Below are 23,588 nucleotides of genomic sequence, written 5' to 3'. Positions count from 1 at the left end.
CAACGGCTCTCCTCACCGACCAAGAAGCCCGGGACGACCTCCGCCGTCATTGCGAGGAGCGTAGCGACGAAGCAATCTAGGGCCGTATTGTAGCTCTGGATTGCTTCGCTTCGCTCGCAATGACGGGTGGATTGCACGCTGCCCCTAGACACACTGCGACTCCTCTCCCCGCGCGCGGGGAGAGGGGCGGATTGCCAAGGCTGAGTCGTCGCTAGCTTGACCTGATCGAGGGTCGCACACACAATTTTCATAAAGCCCAGTTGGCGATTTCACGTAAAGGCCGCGCTTTCGTGTCGCGCCCTCTTCAACTCCCGCGGACCCTCCCCATATCGCTTTCGAAGGCCGCCGAAAGGGGCATGAAAAATTCCATGACATGGGGCGCCTCGCTCGAAGAGAGGCTGCGCCCTTCCGGTCGAGAGGGGATCTTATGAATTTCGAGAAATACACCGAACGCGCGCGCGGATTCGTGCAGAGCGCGCAGTCGCTCGCCACGCGCGAGGGGCATCAGCAATTCACGCCCGAGCATATTCTGAAGGTTCTGCTCGACGACGATCAGGGTCTCTCCGCCGGGCTCATCGACCGCGCGGGCGGGCGCTCGCGCGAGGCTTTGGCCAAGACCGAGGCCGCGCTCGCCAAAATCCCCAAAGTTGCGGGCTCCGGCGCGGGGCAGCTCTATCTCGCGCCGGCGACGGCGCGGCTCTTCGCCAACGCCGAGCAGATCGCGCAGAAGGCCGGCGACTCCTACGTCACGGTCGAGCGCCTGCTGCTGGCGCTGGCGATGGAAAAGGACTCCGAGGCCGCGAAAATCCTCGCCGCCGCCGGCGTGACGCCGCAGACGCTCAACGCGGCGATCGAGGATTTGCGCAAGGGCCGCACCGCCGACACCGCCTCCGCCGAAAACCAATATGACGCGCTGAAGAAATACGCCCGCGACCTGACGGAAGCGGCGCGCGAGGGCAAGCTCGATCCGGTCATCGGCCGCGACGAAGAAATCCGCCGCACCGTGCAGGTGCTCTCCCGCCGCACCAAAAACAACCCCGTGCTGATCGGCGAGCCCGGCGTCGGCAAGACGGCGATCGTCGAGGGCCTCGCGCTGCGCATCGTCAATGGCGACGTGCCGGAGTCTCTCGAAGACAAGAAGCTGCTCGCGCTCGACATGGGTGCGCTCATCGCCGGCGCGAAATATCGCGGCGAGTTCGAGGAGCGCCTCAAGGGCGTGCTCAATGAGGTCACGGCGGCCGAGGGCAGTGTGATCCTCTTCATCGACGAGATGCACACGCTGGTCGGCGCCGGCAAGGCGGATGGCGCGATGGACGCCTCCAATCTGCTGAAGCCGGCGCTGGCGCGCGGCGAGCTGCATTGCGTCGGCGCGACCACGCTCGATGAGTATCGCAAGCATGTCGAGAAGGACGCGGCGCTGGCCCGTCGCTTCCAGCCCGTCTTTGTGGACGAGCCGACGGTCGAGGACACGATCTCGATCCTGCGCGGCTTGAAAGAAAAATACGAGATGCACCACGGCGTGCGCATCACCGATAGCGCCATCGTCGCGGCGGCGACTTTGTCGAACCGCTACATCACCGACCGCTTCCTGCCCGACAAGGCGATCGACCTCGTCGACGAAGCCTCGTCGCGCCTGCGCATGCAGATCGACTCGAAGCCCGAGGAGCTGGACGAACTCGACCGTCGCATCATCCAGCTCAAGATCGAGCAGGAGGCCTTGAAGAAGGAGACCGACACGGCCTCCAAGGACCGGCTCGCGAAGCTCGAAGGCGAGCTTGCCGATCTCGAAGAGAAGTCGGCGGCGCTCACCGCGCGCTGGAAGGCGGAGAAGGACAAGCTCGGCAGCGCCCAGAAGCTGAAGGAGCAGCTCGAACACGCGCGCAACGAGCTCGCCCAGGCGCAGCGCCGCGGCGAATATCAGCGCGCGGGCGAGCTGGCCTATGGCCAGATCCCCGATCTAGAGAAGAAGCTCGCGGCGACCGAAGCCAGCGAAGGCAAAGGCGCGCTGATCGAAGAAGCGGTGACGGCGAATGACGTCGCGGCGGTCGTGTCGCGCTGGACCGGCGTGCCGGTCGATAAAATGCTCGAAGGCGAGAAGGAAAAGCTTCTCCATATGGAGGAGGAGCTGGCCAAGCGCGTCGTCGGGCAGCATGAGGCGGTCATTGCGGTCTCGACCGCCGTGCGCCGCGCCCGCGCCGGCCTGCAGGACCCCAACCGTCCGATCGGCAGCTTCATCTTCCTCGGCCCGACCGGCGTCGGCAAGACGGAGCTGACAAAAGCGCTCGCGAGCTTCCTCTTCGACGACGAGACGGCGATGGTGCGCCTCGACATGTCGGAATATATGGAGAAGCACTCGGTCGCCCGCCTCATCGGCGCGCCTCCCGGCTATGTCGGCTATGAGGAAGGCGGCGCGCTGACCGAAGCGGTTCGTCGCCGGCCCTATCAGGTCGTGCTGTTCGACGAGATCGAGAAGGCGCATCCGGACGTGTTCAACGTGCTGCTGCAGGTGCTCGACGATGGGCGCCTGACGGACGGCCAGGGACGCACGGTCGACTTCAAGAACACGCTCATCATCATGACGTCGAACCTCGGCGCCGAATTCCTGGTGATGCAGCAGGAAGGCGAGGATTCGACGGCCGTCCACGACGAAGTGATGGCGGTCGTGCGCTCGCACTTCCGGCCGGAGTTCCTGAACCGCGTCGACGAGATCATCCTGTTCCACCGCCTGCGGCGCGAGGATATGGGCGCGATCGTCGATATTCAGGTCAAGCGGCTCCAGAAGCTCCTGGAGGATCGCAAGATCACGCTGCATCTGGATTTGAAGGCGCGCGATTGGCTGGCGGCCAAAGGCTACGACCCCGCCTATGGCGCGCGCCCCTTGAAGCGCGTGATGCAGAAGGAGCTGCAGGACGCTTTGGCCGAACGTCTGCTCGCGGGCGAGATCATCGACGGCGCGACGGTGCAGATTTCCGCCGACGGCCCGTCGCTCACCATCGACGGCAAGCCGACGCACGGGCCGGCGAAGCCGCTGCTGCGGACGGTGGGTAACGCGTGACGAGAGCGCCCTCATCCGACCCCTGCTGACGCAGGGGCCACCTTCTCCCGCACGCGGGAGAAGGAGAAAGCGGCCAGCGCCGCGGGCAATGACCAAATAAGGATACGATCACCCCTTCTCCCGCTCGCGGGAGAAGGTGGCCCTCGCGTCAGCGAGGGTCGGATGAGGGCGCGGCCCGTTAGCTCACCGCTGCGTCAGGCGGCTTTCGCGAGCTGATCGCGAGACGATTATAAATATTCATCAAGCCGATCGCGATGGTGAGATCGCTCAGCTCCTTCTCGTTGAATTGCCGACGCGCCGCCTCGAAATCCGCATCGGGAACATTTGTTTCGGCCACTTTCGTCACCGCCTCGGCCCAGGCGAGCGCCGCTTGCTCGCGTAGCGAGAACAAGGACCGGGCCTCGCGCCACGCCGGCACGAGAAAGATCTTCTCCACCGCCATCCCCTCGTCCAGAAGCGCGCGCGAATGCAAGCCAATGCAATAGGCGCAGCCGTTGATCTGCGAGGCGCGCAAATAAGCGAGCTCGATCAGCGCTTTCGGCAGGCCGCAGCGCATAACGTAGCCATGGACGCCGGCAAGCGCCTTCATGCCTTCCGGCGCGGCCACCGAATAATCGAAACGTCGGGTCATGATCTTCCTCACTCCTGATCGGCGCGCGTCAGCTCTTCCTCGCGCGTATCGACCACAAAAATAGCGAGCAGACGCGCCGGCTCCGCATCGCTGGCGTTCTCGCTGACGGAATGGCGTGCGCCCGGCGGCTCGAACCAACTCTCGCCCGCGCGGTAAACCTGTGGCGCGGCGACGCCCGTCTGGCTACGGATCGCGCCCGAGAGGACATAGGCGTAGATGAAGCCGGAGGCGGCGTGTCGATGCGGCGGCGATTTCGCGCCAGGCGCGTAGGTGACGAGCACGCTGACAAGGCTCTTGCCGGGGATATTGGGAATTTCGCGCCGGGCGACCACCGCAGCAACCTCGGTCTGCGAGGTTGCCGAAGCGGCCGTTTGCGCCGCGCCGATGGCGAGGAGCGCCATTAGAAGAAGCCTGAAAAGGGACAAAGCGCGCTTCCTTATTTCAAATCGATAGAGGATCGTCCGCGGAAATCGGTCCAGAAAAAAGCGCCAAGACTGGCGCGAATGGATGTACCATCGGCCAATGCGGCCATTCCCGATCACGCTCGACCGCAAGGCCAAAACGCCTTTGTCGACGCAAATCTACGCTGCGATCCGCGACGCCGTCCGGGACGGACAGCTTGCCAGCGGCGTGCGTCTGCCGTCCTGGAGCGATCTTGCCGCGCTGCTTGGCGTCGCGCGCGGCACGGTGCGGGTGGCCTATGAACGGCTGAGCGACGAACAGTTCACGGAAGCCCTTGGGCCGGGCGGCACGCGTGTCGCGCAACGGATCGGGCCTCCTGCGACGCAAACACAAAACACGCCCAGGCATGGGCTGAGACCGGACCTCTTCCGCGATTTCGACCGACCGCCGCTCCTCTTCCAGATGGGCGTTCCGGCGCAGGACGCCTTCCCCTTCAGCCAATGGTCTCGCCTGATGGCGCGTCACGCCCGCGCCGCCGCGGCCGCGCCGGTCTGCTATCCCGACCCACGCGGCGAGGCCGCGTTGAGAGAAGCGATCTGCGCCTATCTGGCGATCGCGCGCGGCGTGAGCTGCAAGCCCGAGCAGGTGCTGGTGACAGCCGGCTTCACAGGCGCACTCGGCCTTGCCTTGCGCGCCTTGCCACTGCGAAACGCCGTCGCATGGGCGGAGGAACCTGGCTTTCCGCTGACGCGCGACGCTTTGACCATCGCCGGGCTGGCGATCAATCCAATCCGCGTGGACTGCGAGGGCCTCGATGTGTGCGAGGGCGTTCGCCAGGCGCCGGACGCCGCTCTCGCCATTGTCACGCCGGGGCAGCAAGCCCCGCTCGGCATGACCATGTCGCTCGCCCGGCGTGCGGCCCTGCTGCAATGGACGCGTGACGCCGACGCATGGATCATAGAGGACGATTATCTGGGCGAACTACAGCTCGACGGCCGCGCCGCGCCCGCCCTTGCCTCACTCGATCGCGACGCCCGCGTGATCTACGCCGGCACCTTCAGCAAGACCATCAGCCCATCATTGCGACTCGGCTTTTTGGTCGTGCCGCCGCCGCTCGCGGCGCGCTTCGCCGAGGCGACGGCGACCCTCACGCCAGCGCCCGCGCCGGCGACGCAGCGCGCCGTGGCCGCCTTTATCGCCGAGGGGCATTTTCTGCGGCATTTGCGCCGCATGAAACGGCTCTATCGCGCGCGGCGGAACGCGCTCGCGAATTGCCTTCGCGCCGCCTCGGGCGGCGCATTCGACGTCGCAGCGGGAGGCCTCGGCGTGTGTTTGACGCTGCCGCCCGACGCCGATGATCGCGAGATCGCGGCACGTGCGATTGCCGCCGGTTTTGCCCCGACGCCACTATCCTCGTGGTATCACACAGTCGAGCGGCAGGGCCTGTTGCTCGGCGCAACAAATCTCTTCGAGCCACGTCTTGCGGAAGACTGCGCGCGGTTCATGAAGATCGTCACGGGGCAGTGACGTACTCGCTCGGCTGGCTCACTGTCATTCCCGACGCTCGCGCAGCGAGCGATCGGGAATCCAGAGCAGAACCGGCGCTATTGTGGCTCTGGATTCCCGGTCGGGCTTTCTGCCCGCCGGGAATGACAAGGCCCCAAGCGTGCTGTTCAAGCGGAAAGGCGTCACAACTTCCGCAGCGCCACTTCCTCGATGCGGTGATCGGCGCCCTTTGTGAGGATCAGGCTCGCCCGCGGCCGCGTCGGCGCGATGTTCTGGCGCAGGTTTTCAAGATTGATGCGCGTCCAGATGTCTTTCGCCACGCTCACTGTCTCGTCGTCCGAAAGATCGGCGTATTTGCGGAAGTATGACCGCGGGTCGCGGAACGCCGTCTCGCGCAACTGGAGGAAGCGCTCAACATACCAGCGCTCCAGCAGTTCCTCGCTGGCGTCGAGATAGACCGAGAAATCGAAGAAATCCGAGACGAAGGGAATTTCCTTCGGCTGACGCGACGGCCGCGCGGCAAGCACATTCACGCCCTCGACGATGAGAATGTCCGGCCCGTCGAAACAGGCCGACTCGCCCGGGACAACATCATAGGTCAGATGCGAATAAACCGGCGCGCACACTTGGCGCTGGCCGGCCTTCACGGCCGAGAGAAAACGCAGTAGCGCCTTATTGTCGTAGCTTTCCGGAAAGCCCTTCTTCTCCATCAGCCCTTCGCGTTCGAGCACGGCGTTGGGAAGAAGAAAGCCGTCGGTGGTGATAAGCTCCACTTTCGGCGTATTCGGCCAGCGCGACAGCAGCGCCTTGAGGATGCGCGCGGTCGTGGATTTGCCGACGGCCACGGAGCCGGCGACGCCGATGATATAGGGAACCTTGCCGTCCTCGGCGCCCAGAAACCGCTGCGTCGCCTTGAAGAGCCCTTGCGTCGCGGCGACGTAAAGGGCAAGCAGACGCGAGAGCGGTAGATAGATTTCGATGACTTCTTCGAGCGAGATCGGATCGCCGACCGATTTTAAGCGCGTGAGGTCGTCGAGCGTCAAAGTCAGCGGCGTATCGGCGCGCAGGCTCGCCCATTCGGAACGCATGAAGCGGCGATAGGGCGAGAGCGCCCCATTCGCCTGCCCGGCCACGTCGATCATTTGCCCGCTCCGCGCGAAGCTTTCTCGGCGAGGCCGGATTGCGCCGTGCGGCGGCCGAGTTCCGCCACCACTTCGCCAAGAGAGACGCCGCGCGCCTCGAGCAGCACGAGGAGATGGTAAAGAACGTCGGCGGCTTCGCTGGTCAGCGCCTTTTTGTCGCCCTCCATGGCGGCGATGACGGCCTCGACCGCCTCCTCGCCGAATTTCTTGGCGATGCGCGGCGGGCCGGCCTCGAAGAGCTGCTTCGTGTAGGAATTCGAGGCGCTGTCATCGCGGCGTGATTTGATCAGGGCGGCGAGATCGTCGAGGGTGAAGGTCACAGCATGTTCTCCCGCCTCTCACCCGTCATGGCCGGCTCTATGCCGGCCATCCACGCCGGGCCGCTACAGCCGTCTTTGCAAGGAAGCCGGCTCCGCGCTCCAAACTCAATCCTAGCCGAAACCGAAAGGCGTGGATGGCCGGGACAAGCCCGGCCATGACGCGGTTGGGAGGTTGCGCGAAAACGCCCCATCATCCCAACGCCTCCAAACCATCGAGCCGCATCGGCAGGCCCGCCGCAGCCATATGGCGCTTCGCCTGCGGAATCGAATATTCGCCGAAGTGGAAGATCGACGCCGCCAGCACGGCGGTCGCATGTCCCTCGCGGATGCCTGCAACCAAATGGTCGAGATTGCCGACGCCGCCCGAGGCGATCACCGGCGCGCGCACGGCGTCCGCGACCGCGCGGGTGAGCGCAATGTCGAAACCGATCTTGGCGCCGTCGCGATCCATGGAGGTGAGCAAGATTTCGCCGGCCCCGAGCGCCGTCACCTCGCGGGCGTAATCGACTGCGTCGATGCCGGTCGGCCGGCGCCCGCCATGGGTGAAGATTTCCCACTTCCCGGGCCCGACCTGCTTGGCGTCTATGGCGACGACGATGCATTGCGAACCGAATTTCTCGGCGGCCTCGCGCACGAACTGGCGGTTGGAGACGGCGGCCGTGTTGATCGAGGCCTTGTCGGCGCCGGCGAGCAGAAGATTGCGGATGTCGTCGAGCGTGCGCACGCCGCCGCCGACGGTGAGCGGCATGAAGCAGGCTTCGGCCGTGCGCTGCACGACATCGAAGAGAATGCCGCGATTCTCGTGGCTCGCGGTGATGTCGAGAAAGCAGAGCTCGTCGGCGCCGGCGGCGTCATAGGCGATGGCGCATTCCACCGGATCGCCGGCGTCGCGCAGATCGACGAAATTGACGCCTTTGACGACGCGGCCTTCCTTGACGTCCAGGCAGGGGATGACGCGGGCTTTGAGCATCACAGAGGCCAGTAAATCTGTTGGAGGGGAAGAAGCTGCCGCGTCCGCTCGTCAAACGCAGGATAGTTTATCAAAACAGCAGCAACAAGCTTTTCAAAGTCTATTAGCGTAAGAGGTATAGTGGAGCGTTCAGCTTCATAATAAGCCTCTTGAGAGAAACCGCCCGTACTTACATATAGCCCACACTCATGCGGTCTACGCCCGCCAACAAAGCTGCGAATCTCGGGAGCACCGATCCTCGTACCCGGCCGATGTTTTACCTCGACGGCAATTCTAGGTTCCTGAAATCCAAAGCCGTCCGGGGAAGCTAAGATATCTTTTCCCCTATCTGTACCCGCTGGCGACACCGTTGTTTTGTAACCCATCGCTTGCAAGAGCGCTGCGACCAACTGCTGCATCTCAGACCACGAAAGCTTAGCGATTCGGTCCTTGATCTTCTCGGACGCAAGTTCTCCAATTTGATCTGCGGATGGGTCAAAAGAGGCTATCGACTCTTTCGAGTCCGGCATGATCTCTGCGGCGGAGTTTTCCGTCGGAGCTAAAGACCACAGCTCATCCGAAACGGCAGGTGGAATTAGAAAGATTGTAGAAATTGCGCCTAGAGAGTTTTGAGCGGCGACCGAAAGGTCATCACGCCCTTTCTCGTGCACCCAATTGACCTGACGGCGGTTAAATAGCTCTTTCGACTCCGCGTCGGGGAAAAATTCGCACTCTCCAGCAATCGTCCCGCAAAGATAAAACCGTGCGCGCGGATCGTACGTCACGACCCGATCGCCAATTTTCATCTCCTTTGCAAAGCGCCAAATCTGACCAGCGCTCATCGAGACGGCTTGGTCCCGCATCTCGGGGCGGGCCTTCTTGACTTGTTCCCAGAGACCGGATTTGTCCATAATCTGCGTTGCAGGCCCCACGTCGCCCCAGCCGATCGCAACAATCGACTGTTGTCGGAATTCGTCAAAGAGATATCCGCCCTCCCCGGCTCTGACCATCCACGTCTCAACCATGGTGGTTGCTCCGCGCCTTCCGGATCAGCGCCAGCGCCTCAGCCGGATCGAGGCGTCCGTCGTAAAGCGCGCGGCCAGTGATGGCGCCGGCGAGCTTGGCGCAATCGGGCTGCAGCAGCCGCTCGATATCCACAAGTGACGCGAGGCCGCCGGAGGCGATGACCGGGATCGACAGCGCATTGGCGAGCGTCAGCGTCTGCTCGATGTTCAATCCGGTCAGAATCCCGTCGCGCGAAATATCGGTGTAAATGATCGCCGCGACGCCCGCGTCCTCGAAGCTTTTGCCCAAATCCAGCGCGGACATGCGCGTGGTGCGCGCCCAGCCGTCGACGGCGACCATGCCGTTTTTGGCGTCGATGCCGACCGCCACGCGGCCGGGATAGACCCGCGCCGCCTCGCGCACGAAGGACGGGTCCTTCACCGCCGCCGTGCCGATGATGACGCGCGTGACGCCCTTCTCCAGCCAGCCCGAGAGCGTGCGCATGTCGCGAATGCCGCCGCCAAGCTGCACCGGAATGGTCAGCGCGGCAAGAATCGCCTCGACGGCTTCCGCATTGCGCGGCGCGCCGGCGAAGGCGCCGTCGAGATCGACGACATGCAGATATTCGAAGCCCTGGCGCTCGAAGGCGCGGGCCTGCTCGGCGGGATCGTCGTTGAAGACGGTGGCGCGGTCCATATCGCCCTGGGCGAGGCGAACGCACTGGCCTTCCTTCAGATCGATTGCCGGAAAAAGTATCACGGGCGCCACCTCAGGAAATTGGCGATGAGCGCGAGGCCGAGCCTCTGGCTCTTTTCGGGATGAAACTGAACGCCGACGAGATTGTCGCGCGCGACCGCGGCCGTGAGCGGCCCGCCATAGTCGCTGGTCGCCAGCACATGGCCAGGCTCGGCCGGCGTCAGATGATAGGAGTGCACAAAATAAGCGTGCAGGCCGGTCTCGCCTGTCGGAATGCCGGCAAAGACCGCATGTTCGCGCGCAAGCGACAGCGTGTTCCAGCCCATATGCGGGATTTTGAGCGACGGGTCCTTCGGCTCGATGGCGACGACGTCGCCGCCGACCCAGTCGAGGCCGGGCGTCTCGCCATGCTCCAGCCCGCGCGCCGCCATGAGCTGCATGCCGACGCAAATGCCAAGGAACGGCCGGCTCCGCGCAATCGCCGCCTCTTGCAGCGCCTCATAGAGGCCGGGCAGCGCCAGCAGGCCGGCGCGGCAATCGGCGAAGGCGCCGACGCCCGGCAGGACGACGCGGTCAGCCGCGCGCACAATCTCGGGGTCGTTGGTCACGCGAATGACGCCCTCGAGCCCCGCCTCGCGCGCGGCGCGTTCAAAGGCCTTCTGCGCCGAGTGCAGATTGCCCGAACCATAATCGATGATCGTCGTCGTCACGCGCGACTCTCCGAGGGAAGCGTTTCAGGGGAGAACGCCCGCAGCCGGCCGAAGTAGACCATTTCGGCCTCCTCCTCGGTGTCGGCGTTCACCAGGTCGCCCTCGACATAGCCGCGCCGCTGCAAACTCCATGCGAGAATGCGGTCGCCCTCGAAGCCGAGCACGAGCGCGGCGGCGAGCGCGAGAAAAGACGTGGTCAGCTTCGGAAGCATGAAGGACACGCCCAGCGCGGAGATTGCGGCGAGCAAAAGCGACCAGCCGAGAGCGGCGATCCAGGCGCGCTTCCACAGCAGCCAGAGCGGCCCGAAGATAAAGGCCGGGGTCGAGAAGGAATCGCGCAGGAACACGATCTTCTCGGGGCGCGCGGCGCCCTCCGGCGGCAAATGAACGGTGAATATCGCCATTTCGGCTTCCCTCCTCCTCTTTCGGACTCTTGCCGGCCGCCCCTCAGGCAGTCAGCGTGCCCTTGGTGGAGGGCGCTTCGCCCTGGACGCGGCGCGGGTCGATCGCCACCGCCTTGCCGAAGGCCCGGGCGAAACCCTTGAAGGCGCTTTCGGCGATATGATGGCTGTTGACGCCTTTGAGGCTGTCGATATGCAGCCCGATGCGCGCCTGCACGGCGAAGGCCTGGAAAAATTCGCGCATGAGCTCGGTATCGAAGGCGCCGATGCGCTCCGACGGGAAGTTCACGTCATAGACGAGAAAAGGCCGGCCCGAGACATCCACGACAACGCGGGTCAGCGCCTCGTCGAGCGGCACATGGGCGTCGCCATAGCGGGCGATTCCCTTGCGGTCGCCGAGCGCGCGATCCACCGCCTGGCCGAGCGCCAGCCCGACGTCCTCGACCGTGTGGTGGCCGTCGATATGCAGATCGCCCTTGGCGAGCACCGTCAGATCGAGCGGCGCATGGCGGGCGATCTGGTCGAGCATATGGTCGAAAAAGCCTATTCCCGTCGAAATGTCGGATTTCCCCGCCCCGTTGAGATCGACGGCGACGGAGATCGTCGTTTCCTTGGTGACGCGCTCGATCTGGGCGCTGCGCATGGAGAATAGGCCTTCCAAAAGGACGCGGGCCGAACATTCGCCGGCCGCAAGCGGGCGGGTTGTAGCAATTTCGTCGCAACGGCGCCAGCCGGAGCCGTGCGCCAGGGCTCTGAATCCAGGTTAACAACCCTACGCAGCCGCGTCATGCCCGCGCTTGTCGCGGGCATCCACGCCAGGACATTGAGACAAGCGGGAAGAAGAAGCGGCGTTGTTCCGCTCATGTTCTTAAGCTTTCCGCCTCGGCGCGGCGTGAATGGCCGCGACAAGCGCGGCCATGACGCTGGAACACATCTCTCCTCATTACCCCGAATTCGGAGCCCTGGGCCGTGCGCCAAGTCACTGGCCGCTGCGCCCGCGCTTCTTTATGCTCGCCGGAGGTTCCTAGCCAGCATAGCATGTTTTCAGGAGAATTGATGAAGCTCGCCTATTTCGCCGCTCCCGCGCTGCTCATTGGCCTTGCGGCCGCCGTCGCCGGAACGCCCGAGGAAGATTACGTCGCCGCCCGCGACGCGGCCACCGCCAAAATCAAGAAGATCGAGGCGAAGAACCCCGACGCCGACATTTCGAAAATCAATAAAAGCGCTCTGGCCGCTCTCGAGAAACGCCTGCAGGCGATCATCGGCCCGGTTGCGATCAAGCCTTATCCCGAGAAGGGGAGAATGGAGTACGACAGTCTTTCCGAGGGCGAGCTCGGCGCGGACGGACTGGACGGCCTGCGCTTCGGCAAGGACGGCGACGGGCCGCAGCTCGTCGTCACGACGGACGGCCTGCTGGAAACATGGCTAAAGCGGCCGCGGGACTGGGGGACGAAGAAAGGCAAGCGGCCGTCGATCGACGAGGCGCTGGCCAATGCCGAATTCTATACTTTCGCCGTTGGACAGGACGCCGCCCTGACAAAAACCGCCGACATCCCCATCGCAAAGCCCGAAGGGGCGACCTTCGCGGTCGCGCTGCTCGGCGGCTGGGCGCAGGATGACGGCCCGAACCCGATACAGGATATTGTCCTGGCGGTGCGCCGGGAGGGAAAGGTCTATATCGCGAGCGAGCGCGCCAAGGCCTATAAGCCCATCCCCGCCTGCGACGCCAGCCTGAAGGCGGCGGAAGCGAAAGCCGACGTGATCTTCAAGAAATATCAGGCGAGCGGCGCGAAGGACGAAAAGATCTTCAACGACTATACGCAGACGCGCGAAAAGGGCGACGCCGACTTTCGCGCCTGCTACCGGCAGCGCGCGCCCGGGGAAGCGTTTTTCCCCGCGCTGGTGAAAGAGGCGCAGGAGATCGCCGATCGTTTCGGCGGGAAGTAGCGCGCCCTCATCCGACCCCGCTTTGCGGGGCCACCTTCTCCCGTAAACGGGAGAAGGAATCGCGTTGCAATCCTTGTGATCTCTAAACACGGGGTTCTCTCCTTCTCCCGCGTGCGGGAGAAGGTGGCCCTCGCGTCAGCGAGGGTCGGATGAGGGCCCCCGCCCTTGCTCAACACCCGCCAAACGCCTACATCCGCCTGACATATTAGTCTGGATGGCGAGAATGGAAAGCGAACGCGAGAAGTCGCTCCTGATGCATGCGACGACGATCATACTGGTTAAAAAACAAGGCGAAACCGTCATAGCGGGCGATGGCCAGGTCAGCCTCGGCCAGACCATCATGAAAGGCAACGCCCGGAAAGTGCGCCGGCTCGGCAAGGGCGACGTGATCGCGGGCTTCGCCGGCGCCACCGCCGACGCCTTCACCCTCTTCGAGCGTCTCGAGACCAAGCTCGAGCAATATCCCGGTCAGCTCATGCGCGCCTGCGTGGAGCTCGCCAAGGACTGGCGCATGGACCGCTATTTGCGCCGTCTCGAAGCCATGATGCTCGTCGCAGACAAAAATGTCGGCCTGGTGCTGACAGGGTCCGGCGACGTGCTGGAGCCCGAAACCGCCGAGGGCGGCGCCGTCGCGGCGATCGGCTCCGGCGGCAATTATGCGCTCGCCGCCGGCCGCGCGCTGATCGACACGCCGGCAGACGCCGAGACCATCGCGCGCCGGGCCATGAACATCGCCGCCGACATTTGCGTCTATACGAACCATAGCATCGTGGTGGAGAAAATCTGATGGCCGACTTCTCCCCCCGCGAGATCGTCTCCGAGCTCGACCGCTACATCGTCGGACAGCAGGACGCCAAGCGCGCCGTCGCGATCGCGCTGCGCAACCGCTGGCGCCGTCTGCAGCTTCAAGGGCAGATGCGCGAAGAGGTGATGCCCAAGAACATCCTCATGATCGGCCCGACGGGCTGCGGCAAGACCGAGATCGCCCGCCGCCTCGCCCGCCTCGCCAACGCCCCGTTCCTGAAGGTCGAGGCCACGAAGTTCACCGAGGTCGGCTATGTGGGCCGCGACGTCGAGCAGATCGTGCGCGACCTGATCGAAGTCGCGCTGGTGATGGTGAAGGACCGCCGCCGCAAGGATGTGCAGGCCCGCGCCGAAAAGGCCGCGGAGGAACGCGTGCTCGACGCGCTCGTCGGCCCCGCCTCCTCGCCCGCGACGCGCGAGACCTTCCGCAAGCGGCTGCGCGACGGAGAGCTCGACGACAAGGAAGTCGAGATCGAATTGCAGCAATCGGGCGGCTCCACGCCCATGTTCGAGCTGCCGACCATGCCGGGCGCAAGCGTCTCGGCTTTTTCGCTCGGCGACCTCTTCGGCAAAATGCAGCGCGGCAAGCCACGCAAGCTCACGGTGAAGGAAGCGCATGGGCCGCTGATCGCCGAAGAGAGCGACAAGCTCATCGACCAGGAAGCGAGCGTCCGGGAAGCCATCCACGAAGTGGAGAACAACGGCATCGTCTTCATCGACGAGATGGACAAAATCTGCGCCCGCGAAGGACGCGGCGGCGCCGATGTCTCGCGCGAGGGCGTGCAGCGCGACCTGCTGCCGCTGATCGAAGGCACGACGGTGGCGACCAAGCACGGATCGGTGAAAACCGACCATGTGCTCTTCATCGCGTCGGGCGCCTTCCATGTCGCGAAGCCTTCGGACCTCTTGCCCGAGCTTCAGGGCCGCCTGCCGATCCGCGTGGAATTGGCCTCGCTCAATGAAGAAGACTTCCGCCGCATCCTGACCGAAACCGAAGCCTGTCTCACCAAGCAATATGTGGCCTTGATGGGCACGGAGGGCGTGACGCTGGAATTCGCGCCCTCGGCCATCGACGCCATCGCCAAAGTGGCCGTGGCCGTGAACACCTCGGTGGAAAACATCGGCGCCCGGCGCCTGCAGACGGTGATGGAGCGCGTGCTCGACGACATCAGCTTCACGGCCTCCGACCGCGCGGGCGAGACGGTGACGATCGACGGCGATTTCGTCGAGAAGCACATCGGGGATTTGGCGAAGAACCGGGATTTGAGCCGGTTTATTCTGTAAGCTTGGGCTCCCTCCTTCTCCCGCTTGCGGGAGAAGGTGTCGCCGCGAAGCGGTGACGGATGAGGGCCCTCACCCGACCCGGCTTCGCCGGGCCACCCTCTCCCGCAGGCGGGAGAGGGGAGATTCCCACACTTGCGCCCGCGCCCGCGCATTGTCATAACCCCCGCCAAAGTTCCTCAACCCTCGACGGCGCAATCCATGTCCAGCTTCCCCCAGCGCGTTTTCTCGGGCGTGCAGTCCACCGGCAATCTGCATCTCGGCAATTACCTCGGCGCCATCGTCAAATTCGTCGAGCTGCAGGAGCGCTTCGAGTGCCTCTATTGCGTCGTCGACCTGCACGCGATCACCGTTCCGCAGGACCCGATCGAGCTGCGCAACAACACGCGCGAGATCGCGGCGGCGTTTCTCGCCTGCGGCATCGACCCCAAGAAGAACATCGTTTTCAATCAGAGCCAGGTCGCCGAGCACGCCGAGCTCGCCTGGGTGTTGAACTGCGTCGCCCGCATCGGCTGGCTCAACCGTATGACCCAGTTCAAGGACAAGGCCGGCAAGGACCGCGAGAACGCCTCGATGGGCCTCCTGGATTACCCTGTCCTGATGGCCGCCGACATCCTCCTCTATCGCGCCACCCATGTGCCGGTCGGCGAGGACCAGAAGCAGCATCTGGAGCTCGCCCGCGACATTGCGCAGAAGTTCAACAATGATTTCGGCGCCTCGATCGAGCGCAATGGCTTCGGGGAAGGCTTCTTCCCCCTGCCCGAGCCGCTGATCGCCGGCCCGGCGACGCGCGTCATGAGCCTGCGCGACGGCACGAAGAAAATGTCGAAATCGGACGCCTCGGATTATTCGCGCATCAATCTCTCCGACGACGCCGACCAGATCGCGACGAAGGTGAAGAAGGCCAAGACGGATCCCGAGCCCCTGCCCTCCGAGGAAAAGGGTCTCGAAGGCCGGCCGGAGGCGGACAATCTCGTCGGCATTTTCGCCGCGCTATCGGGGCGCGCCAAGGCGGAGGTTTTGAGCGAATTCGGCGGCGCGAATTTCTCGACCTTCAAGAGCGCGCTGGTCGATCTCGCGGTCGCCAAGCTCTCGCCGATCACCGCGCAAATGCGCCGCATCCGCGAGGATGAGGGCTATATCGACCAGGTGCTGCGAGACGGCTCGGACCGCGCCCGCGCGCTGGCGCGCGAGAACATGAACGCCGTGAAGGATATTGTGGGGTTCTTGCGGTAACTCCGCCTAATCGCCTCGCTTGGCGAGGAGGCGTTCGACCTCCTCCCTGAGCGGGCGTAGGTCCTTCGAGATAACGTCCCAGACAAGAACAAGATCGACGCCCCAATAGGCGTGTATCAGCCGATTTCGGAATGCCACGATTTTCGCCCAGGGAGCTGGCGCTGTGGCCTTTAGCTCGGGGGAGAGCTTGCCTGCCGCCTCGCCAATGATCTCGAAATTGCGGATGACAGCGTCCTGGATGATGCGCTCGCGCAAAAAGACATCCCGGCCGCCCGTAACATAGCTCTCGATCGCGCGGATGCTATCCGCGATATGCTCCAGGTAGAAGCGATCGGACTTCACAAGGGCAACGCTTCGCGTTCGATCAACGGCCTGAGAAAAGGACTCATGCCCCGCGAGGTCACAAGATCGACCCTCCGCCCGATCAGCGTCTCCAGTTCCTCCGCCAGCGCGAGATAATCGTCGAACCCGCGTTCCTCAGCAAGATCGACGAGCAAATCCACGTCGCTCGACGGCGTCTCTTCCCCACGAACGACCGAGCCGAACAGGCGGATGTTCGACGCGCCATGGCGGCGCGCGGCTGCAATCAGCTCCGAGCGTTTATCGAGCAGGGATTCGAGCAACGGCATGGCATACACCTCACGCACACTATAGCACAAATCAGGCGGTCAACGCCTCTGGCTTCGGCCCGCCGGTCGCCCAATCCAGCAGTTCGACCGTATGCACGATCGGGATCGCCGTACCCGCCCTGATCTGCGTCATGCAGCCGAGATTGCCCGCGGCGATAACTTGCGGCGCGAGGCTCTCGATATTGGCCACCTTACGGGCGCGAAGCTGGTCGGCCACCTCGGACTGCAAAAGATTGTAGGTTCCCGCCGAACCGCAGCAGATGTGTCCTTCGGGCACGGCGACAACCTCGAAGCCCGCGCGCTCCAGCGCCGCAACCGGCTCGCGCGTGATTTTCTGGCCGTGCTGCAGGGAGCAAGCCGCGTGATAGGCGACCCTCAGGCGCGGGACGGCGGCGCGCTCGAATTGCAATTTATCGACAAGCTCGCTCACGTCGCAGGCCAGCGCGGAAATGCGCGCGGCCTTGCCCGCAAGCGCGGCGTCGTTGCGGAACATGAAGCCGTAATCCTTCACGCTCGTGCCGCAGCCGGAGGTATTGATAATGATATGATCGAGGCCGCCTGTCTCTATCTCGCGCGTCCAGGCGTCGATGTTCCTGCGCGCAAATGCATGGGCCTCATCGACCTTGCCGAGATGATGCGGCAGCGCCCCGCAACATCCGGCGCCCTCGGCGACGACGACCTCGACGCCGTGGCGCGTGAGGAGACGCACGGTGGCTTCATTAATACGCGTGTCCAGCACGGTCTGCGCGCAACCGTTGAGAAGCGCGACGCGCATTTTGCGAGCGCCTTGCGCCGGAAAAACCTGCGGGCGGTCGACGTCCGACCGCGCTGGCAATTTAGCGGGCGCGAGCGATAGCATCGCGCGCAGGCGCTCTGGCAAATAGCGGGCGAACGGCCTCGCGGCGGCAGCGAAACGCAACGCAAACCGGAACACTCTTGGGCGCGACAGAACGAAAGCAAGCAACGCGCGCAGCGCCTTATCTGCGAAGGACCGCTGATAGGTCGCCTGTATATGGGCGCGCGCATGGTCGACGAGATGCATGTAATGCACGCTCGACGGACAGGTCGTCATGCAGGAAAGGCAAGAGAGGCAGCGATCGACATGCCGCGCGGTGCGCGCATCGGCGGCGCGGCCATTCTCCAGCATCTCCTTGATGAGATAAATGCGCCCGCGCGGCGAATCCAATTCGTCGGCCGTGAGGAGATAGGTCGGGCAGGTCGCGGTGCAGAAGCCGCAATGCACGCAGGCGCGCAGGATCTTCTCCGATTGCGCCATGTCCGGGTCCGCGAGCGCGGCAAGAGAGAAATGCGTCTGCATCTCAAAACGCCTCGCGCATGCGGCCGCGCTCCAGAAGATGCGCGGGGTCAAAACTCTCCTTCACGCGCTTGGTCAGCGCGGCAAGCGGCGCCGGCTGCGGATGAAAGACGTCTACGCGCGCGCGAATATCGTCGGAAGCGCGGATGAGAGTCGCATGGCCGCCGCGGGCGTCGACAGCGGGGCGTATCGTCGTGGCATGAGCGTCGCCCGCCGGCTCCAGGCAAAGCCAGACGAGCCCGCCCGCCCAGTCGTAATAATAGGCAAGGATGGGCGCGCCAGCGTTGCGCAGCGCATCCAGGACGGCGAGCCCGTCTGTTGGCGCGACGGAAAGGCGCCAGATCTGCCCGCTATGCGCGGCAAGCGGCGTGACGTCGCGCAGCGCCGCCCAAAGCGCCCCGGACTCGTTTTGCGGCAATGTCTCGAAGCGCGCGCCGGTATCGCCAAGTTGCGCGATCAGCGCCTCGCGCCGAGTCGAAACCGAGATTTCTGGGCCTTCGATGCGCAGCAGCGCGGCGTTGGCGTCGAGCCCGAGCGGCGCGGCGCCCGCCGGCAGCATGGCGAAGGAGGACACTTCATGCGGCGACCCCGACGCGCGGCGCAATTGCGCAAGGCTTTGCGCTTCGTCGAGACCGAGGACCAGGAGAGTCTGTTCGGTCTCCGCCTTGGGCAGAACCTTCAACGTTACTTCGGTGAGAAGCGCCAGCGTGCCGTAGGAGCCGCAGACAAGCTTTGAGAGATCATAACCCGTAACGTTTTTCATGACACGGCCGCCGGATTTCACCACCTCGCCGCGCCCGGTCACACAGTGAAACCCCAACAGATGGTCGCGCGCGGCTCCTGCCTTGATGCGGCGCGGGCCGGAAGCGTTGACGGCGATCGCCCCGCCGATTGTCGCGCTCCGCGTCGCGCCGCCGAGCAGCGGCGCATAATCCATCGGCTCGAAAGCGAGCTGCTGGCCATGCGCGTCGAGCAACTCCTCGATCTCGCGCAAAGGCGTCCCGGCACGGGCGGAAAGCACGAGCTCCTCGGGCTCATAGAGCGTCACCCCCGTCAGCGCGCGCGTGGAGATCTGCTGTTGCAGAGGCGCATAGCGGCCGAGGCGCTTTTTCGAGCCCGCGCCGACAATGGCGAAAGGCGTTTTTCGCGTGTTGGCGGCGTGCAAGGCGTCGACGGCGGCGGCGGCGTCGCGAATATCGAGCGTGGCCAGGAGAGCGTCCATGTCAGAATCTCGGCAGATCGGGGAACGGCGTCTTGCCGCCCGACACATGCATCATGCCGAACTCGGCGCAACGATGTAGCGTTGGGAAAACCTTACCGGGATTGAGCCTGTTCAAGGAGTCGAAAGCGCACTTTACGCGTAACTGCTGTTCGAGATCGGTCTCGTTGAACATCTCGCCCATCAAATCGCGCTTCTCGACGCCCACGCCATGTTCGCCGGTGAGCACGCCGCCGACAGCGACGCAAAGGCGCAAGATATCGAACCCGACCTTCTCCGCCCGCTCCATTTCCCCTTCGATCGAAGCGTCATAGAGAATGAGCGGATGCAGATTGCCGTCGCCCGCATGGAAAACATTGGCGACCTGCAGGCCCTCGCGCTTGGCGATCGCGTCCATGCCCGCGAGCACCTCCGGCAGGCGTGCGCGCGGGATCGTGCCGTCCATGCACAGATAATCCGGCTTGATGCAGGAGACCGCCGGAAAGGCGTTCTTGCGACCGGCCCAGAATTGCAAGCGCTCGGCTTCGCTTGTGGAAACCTTGGTCGTCGTCGCCCCTTCGTCACGCGCAATTGTTTCGACGAGGTCCACGAGATGGTCGACTTCCGCCTGCGCGCCGTCGAGCTCCACGATGACGATCGCCTCGGCGTCGAGTGGATAGCCGCAAGGCTGGAAACGCTCGACGGCGTGGATCGTCGCCTTGTCCATCATTTCCATGCCGCCGGGGATAATCCCGCGCGCGATAACGGCGCCGACAAAGCGCGCGCCGGCCTCGACGCTCGAAAAGCCCACCAGCAGCCCACGCGCGACCGCCGGCTTTTGCAAGATGCGCACGGTGACTTCGGTGACAACGCCGAGCAAGCCTTCCGAGCCGGTCATCAGGCCGAGAAGATCATAGGCCTCGCTATCGAGATGTTTGCCGCCGAGGCGAATGACCTCGCCGCCCATCAGCACGACTTCGAGCCCGAGAATATTGTTGGTCGTCAGACCATATTTGAGACAATGCACCCCGCCGGCGTTCTCGGCTACATTGCCGCCGATGGAGCAAGCGATCTGAGACGACGGATCGGGCGCGTAATAAAAGCCGCGACTCTCGACCGCCTTGGAGATGGCGAGATTTTGCACGCCAGGCTGCACGCGCGCGCAGCGGTTCTCATAGTCGATCTCGAGGATGCGGTTAAACTTCGACATGCCGAGCAGAATGCCGTCCTCGAGCGGCATCGAGCCGCCGGAAAGCGAGGTGCCCGAACCGCGCGGCACGACCTTGACGTTCATCTCGGCGGCAAGCGCCAGAACGGCGCTCACCTGCGCCACGGTCTCGGGCAATGCGACCACGAGCGGCAGCGCGCGATACATAGTGAAGGCGTCGCATTCGTAAGCGCGGCGCGCCGTCTCGTCCACGATGAGGTTCCGCGCCGGCAAAATAGCGCGCAAGCGCTCGATCAGCTCGTCGCGCCGCGCGAGTATCTCGGGCTCGGGCGCAGGCATGGCCAGCGTCATTGTTCAGCGCCTCCTCAGCGCATCGCGCGCGCCGTTGCGCCGGCGCTCCGGGCGTGGGATTGCAGCGGCCTCGGAAATTTTCCCTAGTCGAGGCGCAGGATGGGCGCAAGTCCGACGCTTCCGGGCCGCGCGCTTCTCGAGCGAGCCTGAAGGCTCGCGGTCCAATTAAAGGCTCACGGTCTAATCAAAAGGAGACGCAATGAAAATGAAGTTCGTTTTGACGCTCGCCGACGCCAAGCGCGTGGCGGCGGCGGCCGCGGAGGAAGCCCAGCGCAACGGCTGGAGCGTGGTGATCGCCATCGTCGACGACGCGGGCCTGCTCATCTATCTTGAGCGGCTCGACGGCGTGCAGCCCGCCTCCTGCGACATCGCCCAGGCGAAGGCGCGCGCCGCGGCGCTGTTTAAACGCCCGAGCAAAGCGCTGGAAGAGACCGTCGCCGGCGGCAGGGTCGCGCTGCTGAGCCTGCCCCATATCATCCCTGTCGAAGGCGGCCTGCCGCTCGTCTATGAGGGGCAAGTCATCGGCGCTATTGGCGTGTCCGGGGTGCAATCATTCGAGGATGGGATCGTCGCCAAGGCCGGCGCGGATGCCCTTGGCGCAAGCGCTTAAGCCTCTCGTTACGATAACGGCGAAGGCCCGCGCGATCTTTCGAGCATGTCCAATCAGGCAGGGCCTAGCCTAATCGCCGCCGCCGAGAGACCTTCGGGCGCGACCCACGGCCTCCGGCGACAGCCCTTCGGCGGCGGCGAAGGCCAAAAGCACATCCTCATCCCCGGCCAAATGATCGAGAACCGCGAGATGAAAGCCGCGATCGCCGAGAAGCGCCGGCACATCGCCCGCGTCGAGCCCTGTCAGAGCGAGAAATCGCGACACGCGCTCTTCGTCGTGGGTGAGATAAGCCAGCGCGCGCAGAGCCAATTCCGCCGGCGCCGGCTCGATCGTCTTTGGGGCGCGAATATCTCGCGCATTCCGGCCGATTTTCATTAATACTCCCATGTTAGGCATGAACGAAACGGCCCTTCGATCCTTTTGCCGCCTCGAAGCAGCCGCGTCTCAAGAGCTGGGCCATGAAGAAAACAGTCCTCATCGTAGAGGATAACGAATTGAACATGAAGCTCTTCAACGATCTGTTGGAGGCGAACGGGCACGCGACGCTTCGCACCAAAAGCGGCGTGGACGCGATTTCGCTCGCGCGCGAGCACCGGCCCAATCTCATCTTGATGGATATTCAATTGCCGGAGGTCAGCGGCCTGGAAGTCACCCGCTGGCTGAAGGATGACGATGAACTGAAAGATATTCCGGTCATCGCCATTACCGCCTTCGCGATGAAGGGCGACGAAGAGAAAATCCGCCAGGGCGGCTGCGAGGCTTATCTCTCCAAGCCGATCTCGGTCGCGAAATTTCTAGAGACGGTGAATTCCTTCCTTGCGGACAAGAACTAGGAGACGTCAGCCCTATGACCGCGCGCGTCCTGATCGTCGACGATCTGCTCCCCAACATCAAACTGCTGGAAGCCCGCCTCTCTGCTGAATATTTCGACGTGGTGACGGCGACGAACGGCCCGCAGGCTCTGGAACTCTGCCGCGAAGGGGGCTGCGACATCGTTCTGCTCGACGTCATGATGCCGGGCATGGACGGATTCGAGGTCTGCTCCCGGCTGAAAGCCGACCCCGCCACAATGCATCTGCCGGTGGTGATCGTGACGGCGCTCGATCAACCGGAGGATCGCGTGCACGGCCTCGAATGCGGCGCCGACGATTTCCTCACCAAGCCCGTCGACGAGATCGCGCTGATCGCGCGCGTCCGGTCGCTGGCGCGCCTCAAGATCACCATCGACGAATTGCGCGCCCGCGCCAGCACCTCAGCCAATCTCGGCCTCGCCTCTCGCGAGCCCAACGACGGGGCGCGCGGCCGCATCCTGCTGGTCGAGGATCGCCCGAGCTCGGCCGACCGGATCGACTCCGCGCTGCGCGACTTCCACGACATCGACATCGAACAGCATCCGCAGGAGGCCTTGTTCCGGGCCGCCGAGAATAATTACGAGCTCGTCGTCGTCAGCCTCAACCTCGCCCATTTCGACGCGCTGCGGCTGTGCAGCCAATTGCGCTCGCTGGAACGCACCCGCACGCTGCCGATCCTCCTGCTGGCCGATATGGACGACCGCCAGCGCGTCCTGCGGGGTCTCGATCTGGGCGTGAACGACTATATCATGCGGCCGATCGACCGGAACGAGCTTCTGGCGCGGGTGCGCACGCAGTTGCGGCGCAAGCGCTACACGGACTCGCTGCATGAAAATGTGCAGGCGGCGATCGAGCTCGCGGTCGTCGACGCGCTCACCGGGTTGAACAACCGCCGCTTCCTCGAGACCCATCTCGCCACGGCGCTCGACCAGACCGCCCATAAGGGCCGGCCTCTGTCCTTGATGATTCTCGACATCGACCACTTCAAATCGGTCAACGACACCTATGGCCACGACGCCGGCGACGAGGTGCTGAAGGCCTTCGCCCAACGCATCAAGCGCGTCCTGCGCAGCGCCGATCTCGTTTGCCGCCTGGGCGGCGAGGAGTTCGTCGTCGTCATGCCCGATACGCCCCTCGTGGTTGCAGAGCGAATCGCCGAGCGCGTGCGCGCGGCGGTCGAGGGCGCGCGCTTCCCTGTCGATCCCAAGGCGACGCGGACGATTCCGGTCACCACCTCCATCGGCCTCGCCGAACGCGGCGCCGACGCCAACGCCGACGCCCTGATGCGGCGCGCCGACAAGGCCCTCTATGCCTCCAAAACCTCGGGCCGCAACAGGGTGACGGCGGCGGCCGCTTGATGCCTGTGAGAAAATTGACATAA

Annotated in this window: 25 protein-coding genes; 9 read left to right on the top strand and 16 right to left on the bottom strand. The window is 64.3% G+C overall.

All coding sequences use genetic code 11. From position 1 onward, the window contains the following. Window positions 1–427 precede the first annotated feature (427 nt). A complete protein-coding gene (gene clpB / locus JJT62_RS08705) occupies window positions 428–3,055 on the top strand; it encodes an ATP-dependent chaperone ClpB (RefSeq protein ID WP_202072319.1) in 2,628 nt (875 codons plus the stop codon). 178 nt (window positions 3,056–3,233) lie between these two features. On the opposite strand, the gene JJT62_RS08700 is transcribed toward clpB, so the two are convergent. After that, window positions 3,234–3,686 carry a carboxymuconolactone decarboxylase family protein gene (locus JJT62_RS08700; protein WP_202072318.1) on the bottom strand — a complete coding sequence of 151 codons (453 nt, stop codon included), beginning with the start codon at window positions 3,684–3,686 and terminating at the stop codon, window positions 3,234–3,236. Window positions 3,687–3,694: 8 nt separating this feature from the next. Beyond that, the gene (locus tag JJT62_RS08695; protein ID WP_202072317.1) at window positions 3,695–4,087 is read right to left on the bottom strand and encodes a cupin domain-containing protein; all 393 of its coding nucleotides are present in this window, start codon (window positions 4,085–4,087) and stop codon (window positions 3,695–3,697) included. A 106-nt stretch (window positions 4,088–4,193) separates the two neighbouring features. Between JJT62_RS08695 and JJT62_RS08690 the strand changes: the two genes are divergently transcribed. After that, window positions 4,194–5,615, top strand: a complete 1,422-nt coding sequence (locus JJT62_RS08690) for a PLP-dependent aminotransferase family protein (RefSeq protein ID WP_246744784.1) — start codon at window positions 4,194–4,196, stop codon at window positions 5,613–5,615. Window positions 5,616–5,776: 161 nt separating this feature from the next. On the opposite strand, the gene coaA is transcribed toward JJT62_RS08690, so the two are convergent. From coaA to hisB, 8 genes are all read right to left on the bottom strand, one after another. Then, window positions 5,777–6,736, bottom strand: a complete 960-nt coding sequence (gene coaA, locus JJT62_RS08685; RefSeq protein WP_202072316.1) for a type I pantothenate kinase — start codon at window positions 6,734–6,736, stop codon at window positions 5,777–5,779. Beyond that, window positions 6,733–7,056: a phosphoribosyl-ATP diphosphatase gene (locus tag JJT62_RS08680; protein WP_202072315.1), complete on the bottom strand. Its 324-nt coding sequence runs from the start codon at window positions 7,054–7,056 to the stop codon at window positions 6,733–6,735. The genes coaA and JJT62_RS08680 overlap by 4 nt, the downstream gene beginning before the upstream one ends. A 190-nt stretch (window positions 7,057–7,246) precedes the next feature. Continuing rightward, window positions 7,247–8,026: an imidazole glycerol phosphate synthase subunit HisF gene (gene hisF, locus JJT62_RS08675; protein WP_202072314.1), complete on the bottom strand. Its 780-nt coding sequence runs from the start codon at window positions 8,024–8,026 to the stop codon at window positions 7,247–7,249. Next, complete coding sequence (locus JJT62_RS08670) at window positions 8,026–9,030, bottom strand: restriction endonuclease (protein ID WP_246744783.1); 1,005 nt, start codon at window positions 9,028–9,030, stop codon at window positions 8,026–8,028. Before JJT62_RS08670 ends, hisF begins: the two co-directional genes overlap by 1 nt. Further along, a complete protein-coding gene (gene hisA, locus JJT62_RS08665) occupies window positions 9,023–9,769 on the bottom strand; it encodes a 1-(5-phosphoribosyl)-5-[(5-phosphoribosylamino)methylideneamino]imidazole-4-carboxamide isomerase (protein ID WP_202072313.1) in 747 nt (248 codons plus the stop codon). Before hisA ends, JJT62_RS08670 begins: the two co-directional genes overlap by 8 nt. Next, the gene (gene hisH, locus JJT62_RS08660) at window positions 9,766–10,416 is read right to left on the bottom strand and encodes an imidazole glycerol phosphate synthase subunit HisH (protein WP_202072312.1); all 651 of its coding nucleotides are present in this window, start codon (window positions 10,414–10,416) and stop codon (window positions 9,766–9,768) included. The genes hisA and hisH overlap by 4 nt, the downstream gene beginning before the upstream one ends. Beyond that, window positions 10,413–10,820: a DUF2628 domain-containing protein gene (locus tag JJT62_RS08655; protein WP_202072311.1), complete on the bottom strand. Its 408-nt coding sequence runs from the start codon at window positions 10,818–10,820 to the stop codon at window positions 10,413–10,415. Before JJT62_RS08655 ends, hisH begins: the two co-directional genes overlap by 4 nt. Window positions 10,821–10,863: 43 nt before the next feature. Then, the gene (gene hisB, locus JJT62_RS08650) at window positions 10,864–11,460 is read right to left on the bottom strand and encodes an imidazoleglycerol-phosphate dehydratase HisB (protein WP_202072310.1); all 597 of its coding nucleotides are present in this window, start codon (window positions 11,458–11,460) and stop codon (window positions 10,864–10,866) included. 413 nt (window positions 11,461–11,873) lie between these two features. On the opposite strand from hisB, the gene JJT62_RS08645 reads away from it, so the two are divergent. From JJT62_RS08645 to trpS, 4 genes are all read left to right on the top strand, one after another. Beyond that, window positions 11,874–12,764 carry a hypothetical protein gene (locus JJT62_RS08645; RefSeq protein WP_202072309.1) on the top strand — a complete coding sequence of 297 codons (891 nt, stop codon included), beginning with the start codon at window positions 11,874–11,876 and terminating at the stop codon, window positions 12,762–12,764. Between the two features lie 223 nt (window positions 12,765–12,987). After that, window positions 12,988–13,551, top strand: a complete 564-nt coding sequence (gene hslV, locus JJT62_RS08640) for an ATP-dependent protease subunit HslV (protein ID WP_202072308.1) — start codon at window positions 12,988–12,990, stop codon at window positions 13,549–13,551. Next, window positions 13,551–14,852, top strand: coding sequence for an ATP-dependent protease ATPase subunit HslU (hslU, locus tag JJT62_RS08635; RefSeq protein WP_202072307.1), 1,302 nt, complete (start codon window positions 13,551–13,553; stop codon window positions 14,850–14,852). The genes hslV and hslU overlap by 1 nt, the downstream gene beginning before the upstream one ends. 198 nt (window positions 14,853–15,050) lie before the next feature. Next, window positions 15,051–16,085 (top strand): tryptophan--tRNA ligase, encoded by a 1,035-nt coding sequence (gene trpS, locus JJT62_RS08630; protein WP_202072306.1) that lies wholly within the window; start codon window positions 15,051–15,053, stop codon window positions 16,083–16,085. A 6-nt stretch (window positions 16,086–16,091) separates the two neighbouring features. Here the strand turns inward: trpS and JJT62_RS08625 are convergent, their stop codons facing one another. From JJT62_RS08625 to JJT62_RS08605, 5 genes are read right to left on the bottom strand one after another with little or no spacing between them, the layout of a single operon-like run. After that, window positions 16,092–16,427, bottom strand: coding sequence for a DUF86 domain-containing protein (locus tag JJT62_RS08625; protein WP_202072305.1), 336 nt, complete (start codon window positions 16,425–16,427; stop codon window positions 16,092–16,094). After that, on the bottom strand, window positions 16,424–16,714 hold the full coding sequence (locus tag JJT62_RS08620; protein WP_202072304.1) for a nucleotidyltransferase family protein: 291 nt from the start codon (window positions 16,712–16,714) through the stop codon (window positions 16,424–16,426). Before JJT62_RS08620 ends, JJT62_RS08625 begins: the two co-directional genes overlap by 4 nt. Before the next feature lie 31 nt (window positions 16,715–16,745). Next, window positions 16,746–18,032, bottom strand: coding sequence for a glycolate oxidase subunit GlcF (gene glcF / locus JJT62_RS08615; protein WP_202072303.1), 1,287 nt, complete (start codon window positions 18,030–18,032; stop codon window positions 16,746–16,748). A 1-nt stretch (window position 18,033) separates the two neighbouring features. Continuing rightward, complete coding sequence (glcE, locus tag JJT62_RS08610) at window positions 18,034–19,251, bottom strand: glycolate oxidase subunit GlcE (protein ID WP_202072302.1); 1,218 nt, start codon at window positions 19,249–19,251, stop codon at window positions 18,034–18,036. A 1-nt stretch (window position 19,252) separates the two neighbouring features. After that, entirely contained in the window at window positions 19,253–20,746 is a 1,494-nt protein-coding gene (locus JJT62_RS08605; RefSeq protein ID WP_202072301.1) for an FAD-linked oxidase C-terminal domain-containing protein, read from the bottom strand. A 199-nt stretch (window positions 20,747–20,945) separates the two neighbouring features. Here JJT62_RS08605 and JJT62_RS08600 point away from each other — a divergent pair, with 199 nt between their 5' ends. Further along, complete coding sequence (locus JJT62_RS08600; protein WP_202072300.1) at window positions 20,946–21,356, top strand: heme-binding protein; 411 nt, start codon at window positions 20,946–20,948, stop codon at window positions 21,354–21,356. A gap of 69 nt (window positions 21,357–21,425) precedes the next feature. On the opposite strand, the gene JJT62_RS08595 is transcribed toward JJT62_RS08600, so the two are convergent. Next, window positions 21,426–21,731: a DUF3572 domain-containing protein gene (locus tag JJT62_RS08595; protein WP_202072299.1), complete on the bottom strand. Its 306-nt coding sequence runs from the start codon at window positions 21,729–21,731 to the stop codon at window positions 21,426–21,428. A gap of 83 nt (window positions 21,732–21,814) precedes the next feature. Between JJT62_RS08595 and JJT62_RS08590 the strand changes: the two genes are divergently transcribed. Together JJT62_RS08590 and JJT62_RS08585 are read left to right on the top strand one after the other, a co-directional pair. Further along, on the top strand, window positions 21,815–22,189 hold the full coding sequence (locus JJT62_RS08590) for a response regulator (RefSeq protein ID WP_202072298.1): 375 nt from the start codon (window positions 21,815–21,817) through the stop codon (window positions 22,187–22,189). A 14-nt stretch (window positions 22,190–22,203) separates the two neighbouring features. Then, window positions 22,204–23,565 carry a PleD family two-component system response regulator gene (locus tag JJT62_RS08585; RefSeq protein ID WP_202072297.1) on the top strand — a complete coding sequence of 454 codons (1,362 nt, stop codon included), beginning with the start codon at window positions 22,204–22,206 and terminating at the stop codon, window positions 23,563–23,565. Window positions 23,566–23,588 lie beyond the last annotated feature (23 nt).

The organism is Methylocystis sp. Sn-Cys (assembly GCF_016745395.1).
GTDB lineage: Bacteria > Pseudomonadota > Alphaproteobacteria > Rhizobiales > Beijerinckiaceae > Methylocystis > Methylocystis iwaonis.
This window is presented reverse-complemented; position numbering and strand designations above follow the sequence as displayed.

Excerpts from the sequence above, each read along its gene's own strand:
- hslV (WP_202072308.1), top strand. The coding sequence starts at position 12,988 with ATGGAAAGCGAACGCGAGAAGTCGCTCCTGATGCATGCGACGACGATC.
- trpS (WP_202072306.1), top strand. The coding sequence starts at position 15,051 with ATGTCCAGCTTCCCCCAGCGCGTTTTCTCGGGCGTGCAGTCCACCGGC.
- JJT62_RS08590 (WP_202072298.1), top strand. The coding sequence starts at position 21,815 with ATGAAGAAAACAGTCCTCATCGTAGAGGATAACGAATTGAACATGAAG.
- hisB (WP_202072310.1), bottom strand. The coding sequence starts at position 11,460 with ATGCGCAGCGCCCAGATCGAGCGCGTCACCAAGGAAACGACGATCTCC.
- JJT62_RS08645 (WP_202072309.1), top strand. The coding sequence starts at position 11,874 with ATGAAGCTCGCCTATTTCGCCGCTCCCGCGCTGCTCATTGGCCTTGCG.
- glcE (WP_202072302.1), bottom strand. The coding sequence starts at position 19,251 with ATGGACGCTCTCCTGGCCACGCTCGATATTCGCGACGCCGCCGCCGCC.
- JJT62_RS08595 (WP_202072299.1), bottom strand. The coding sequence starts at position 21,731 with ATGAAAATCGGCCGGAATGCGCGAGATATTCGCGCCCCAAAGACGATC.
- JJT62_RS08695 (WP_202072317.1), bottom strand. The coding sequence starts at position 4,087 with ATGGCGCTCCTCGCCATCGGCGCGGCGCAAACGGCCGCTTCGGCAACC.
- coaA (WP_202072316.1), bottom strand. The coding sequence starts at position 6,736 with ATGATCGACGTGGCCGGGCAGGCGAATGGGGCGCTCTCGCCCTATCGC.
- JJT62_RS08690 (WP_246744784.1), top strand. The coding sequence starts at position 4,194 with ATGTACCATCGGCCAATGCGGCCATTCCCGATCACGCTCGACCGCAAG.
- hisF (WP_202072314.1), bottom strand. The coding sequence starts at position 8,026 with ATGCTCAAAGCCCGCGTCATCCCCTGCCTGGACGTCAAGGAAGGCCGC.
- JJT62_RS08655 (WP_202072311.1), bottom strand. The coding sequence starts at position 10,820 with ATGGCGATATTCACCGTTCATTTGCCGCCGGAGGGCGCCGCGCGCCCC.
- JJT62_RS08700 (WP_202072318.1), bottom strand. The coding sequence starts at position 3,686 with ATGACCCGACGTTTCGATTATTCGGTGGCCGCGCCGGAAGGCATGAAG.
- clpB (WP_202072319.1), top strand. The coding sequence starts at position 428 with ATGAATTTCGAGAAATACACCGAACGCGCGCGCGGATTCGTGCAGAGC.
- JJT62_RS08585 (WP_202072297.1), top strand. The coding sequence starts at position 22,204 with ATGACCGCGCGCGTCCTGATCGTCGACGATCTGCTCCCCAACATCAAA.
- hslU (WP_202072307.1), top strand. The coding sequence starts at position 13,551 with ATGGCCGACTTCTCCCCCCGCGAGATCGTCTCCGAGCTCGACCGCTAC.
- glcF (WP_202072303.1), bottom strand. The coding sequence starts at position 18,032 with ATGCAGACGCATTTCTCTCTTGCCGCGCTCGCGGACCCGGACATGGCG.
- JJT62_RS08670 (WP_246744783.1), bottom strand. The coding sequence starts at position 9,030 with ATGGTTGAGACGTGGATGGTCAGAGCCGGGGAGGGCGGATATCTCTTT.
- JJT62_RS08620 (WP_202072304.1), bottom strand. The coding sequence starts at position 16,714 with ATGCCGTTGCTCGAATCCCTGCTCGATAAACGCTCGGAGCTGATTGCA.
- JJT62_RS08600 (WP_202072300.1), top strand. The coding sequence starts at position 20,946 with ATGAAAATGAAGTTCGTTTTGACGCTCGCCGACGCCAAGCGCGTGGCG.
- JJT62_RS08605 (WP_202072301.1), bottom strand. The coding sequence starts at position 20,746 with ATGACGCTGGCCATGCCTGCGCCCGAGCCCGAGATACTCGCGCGGCGC.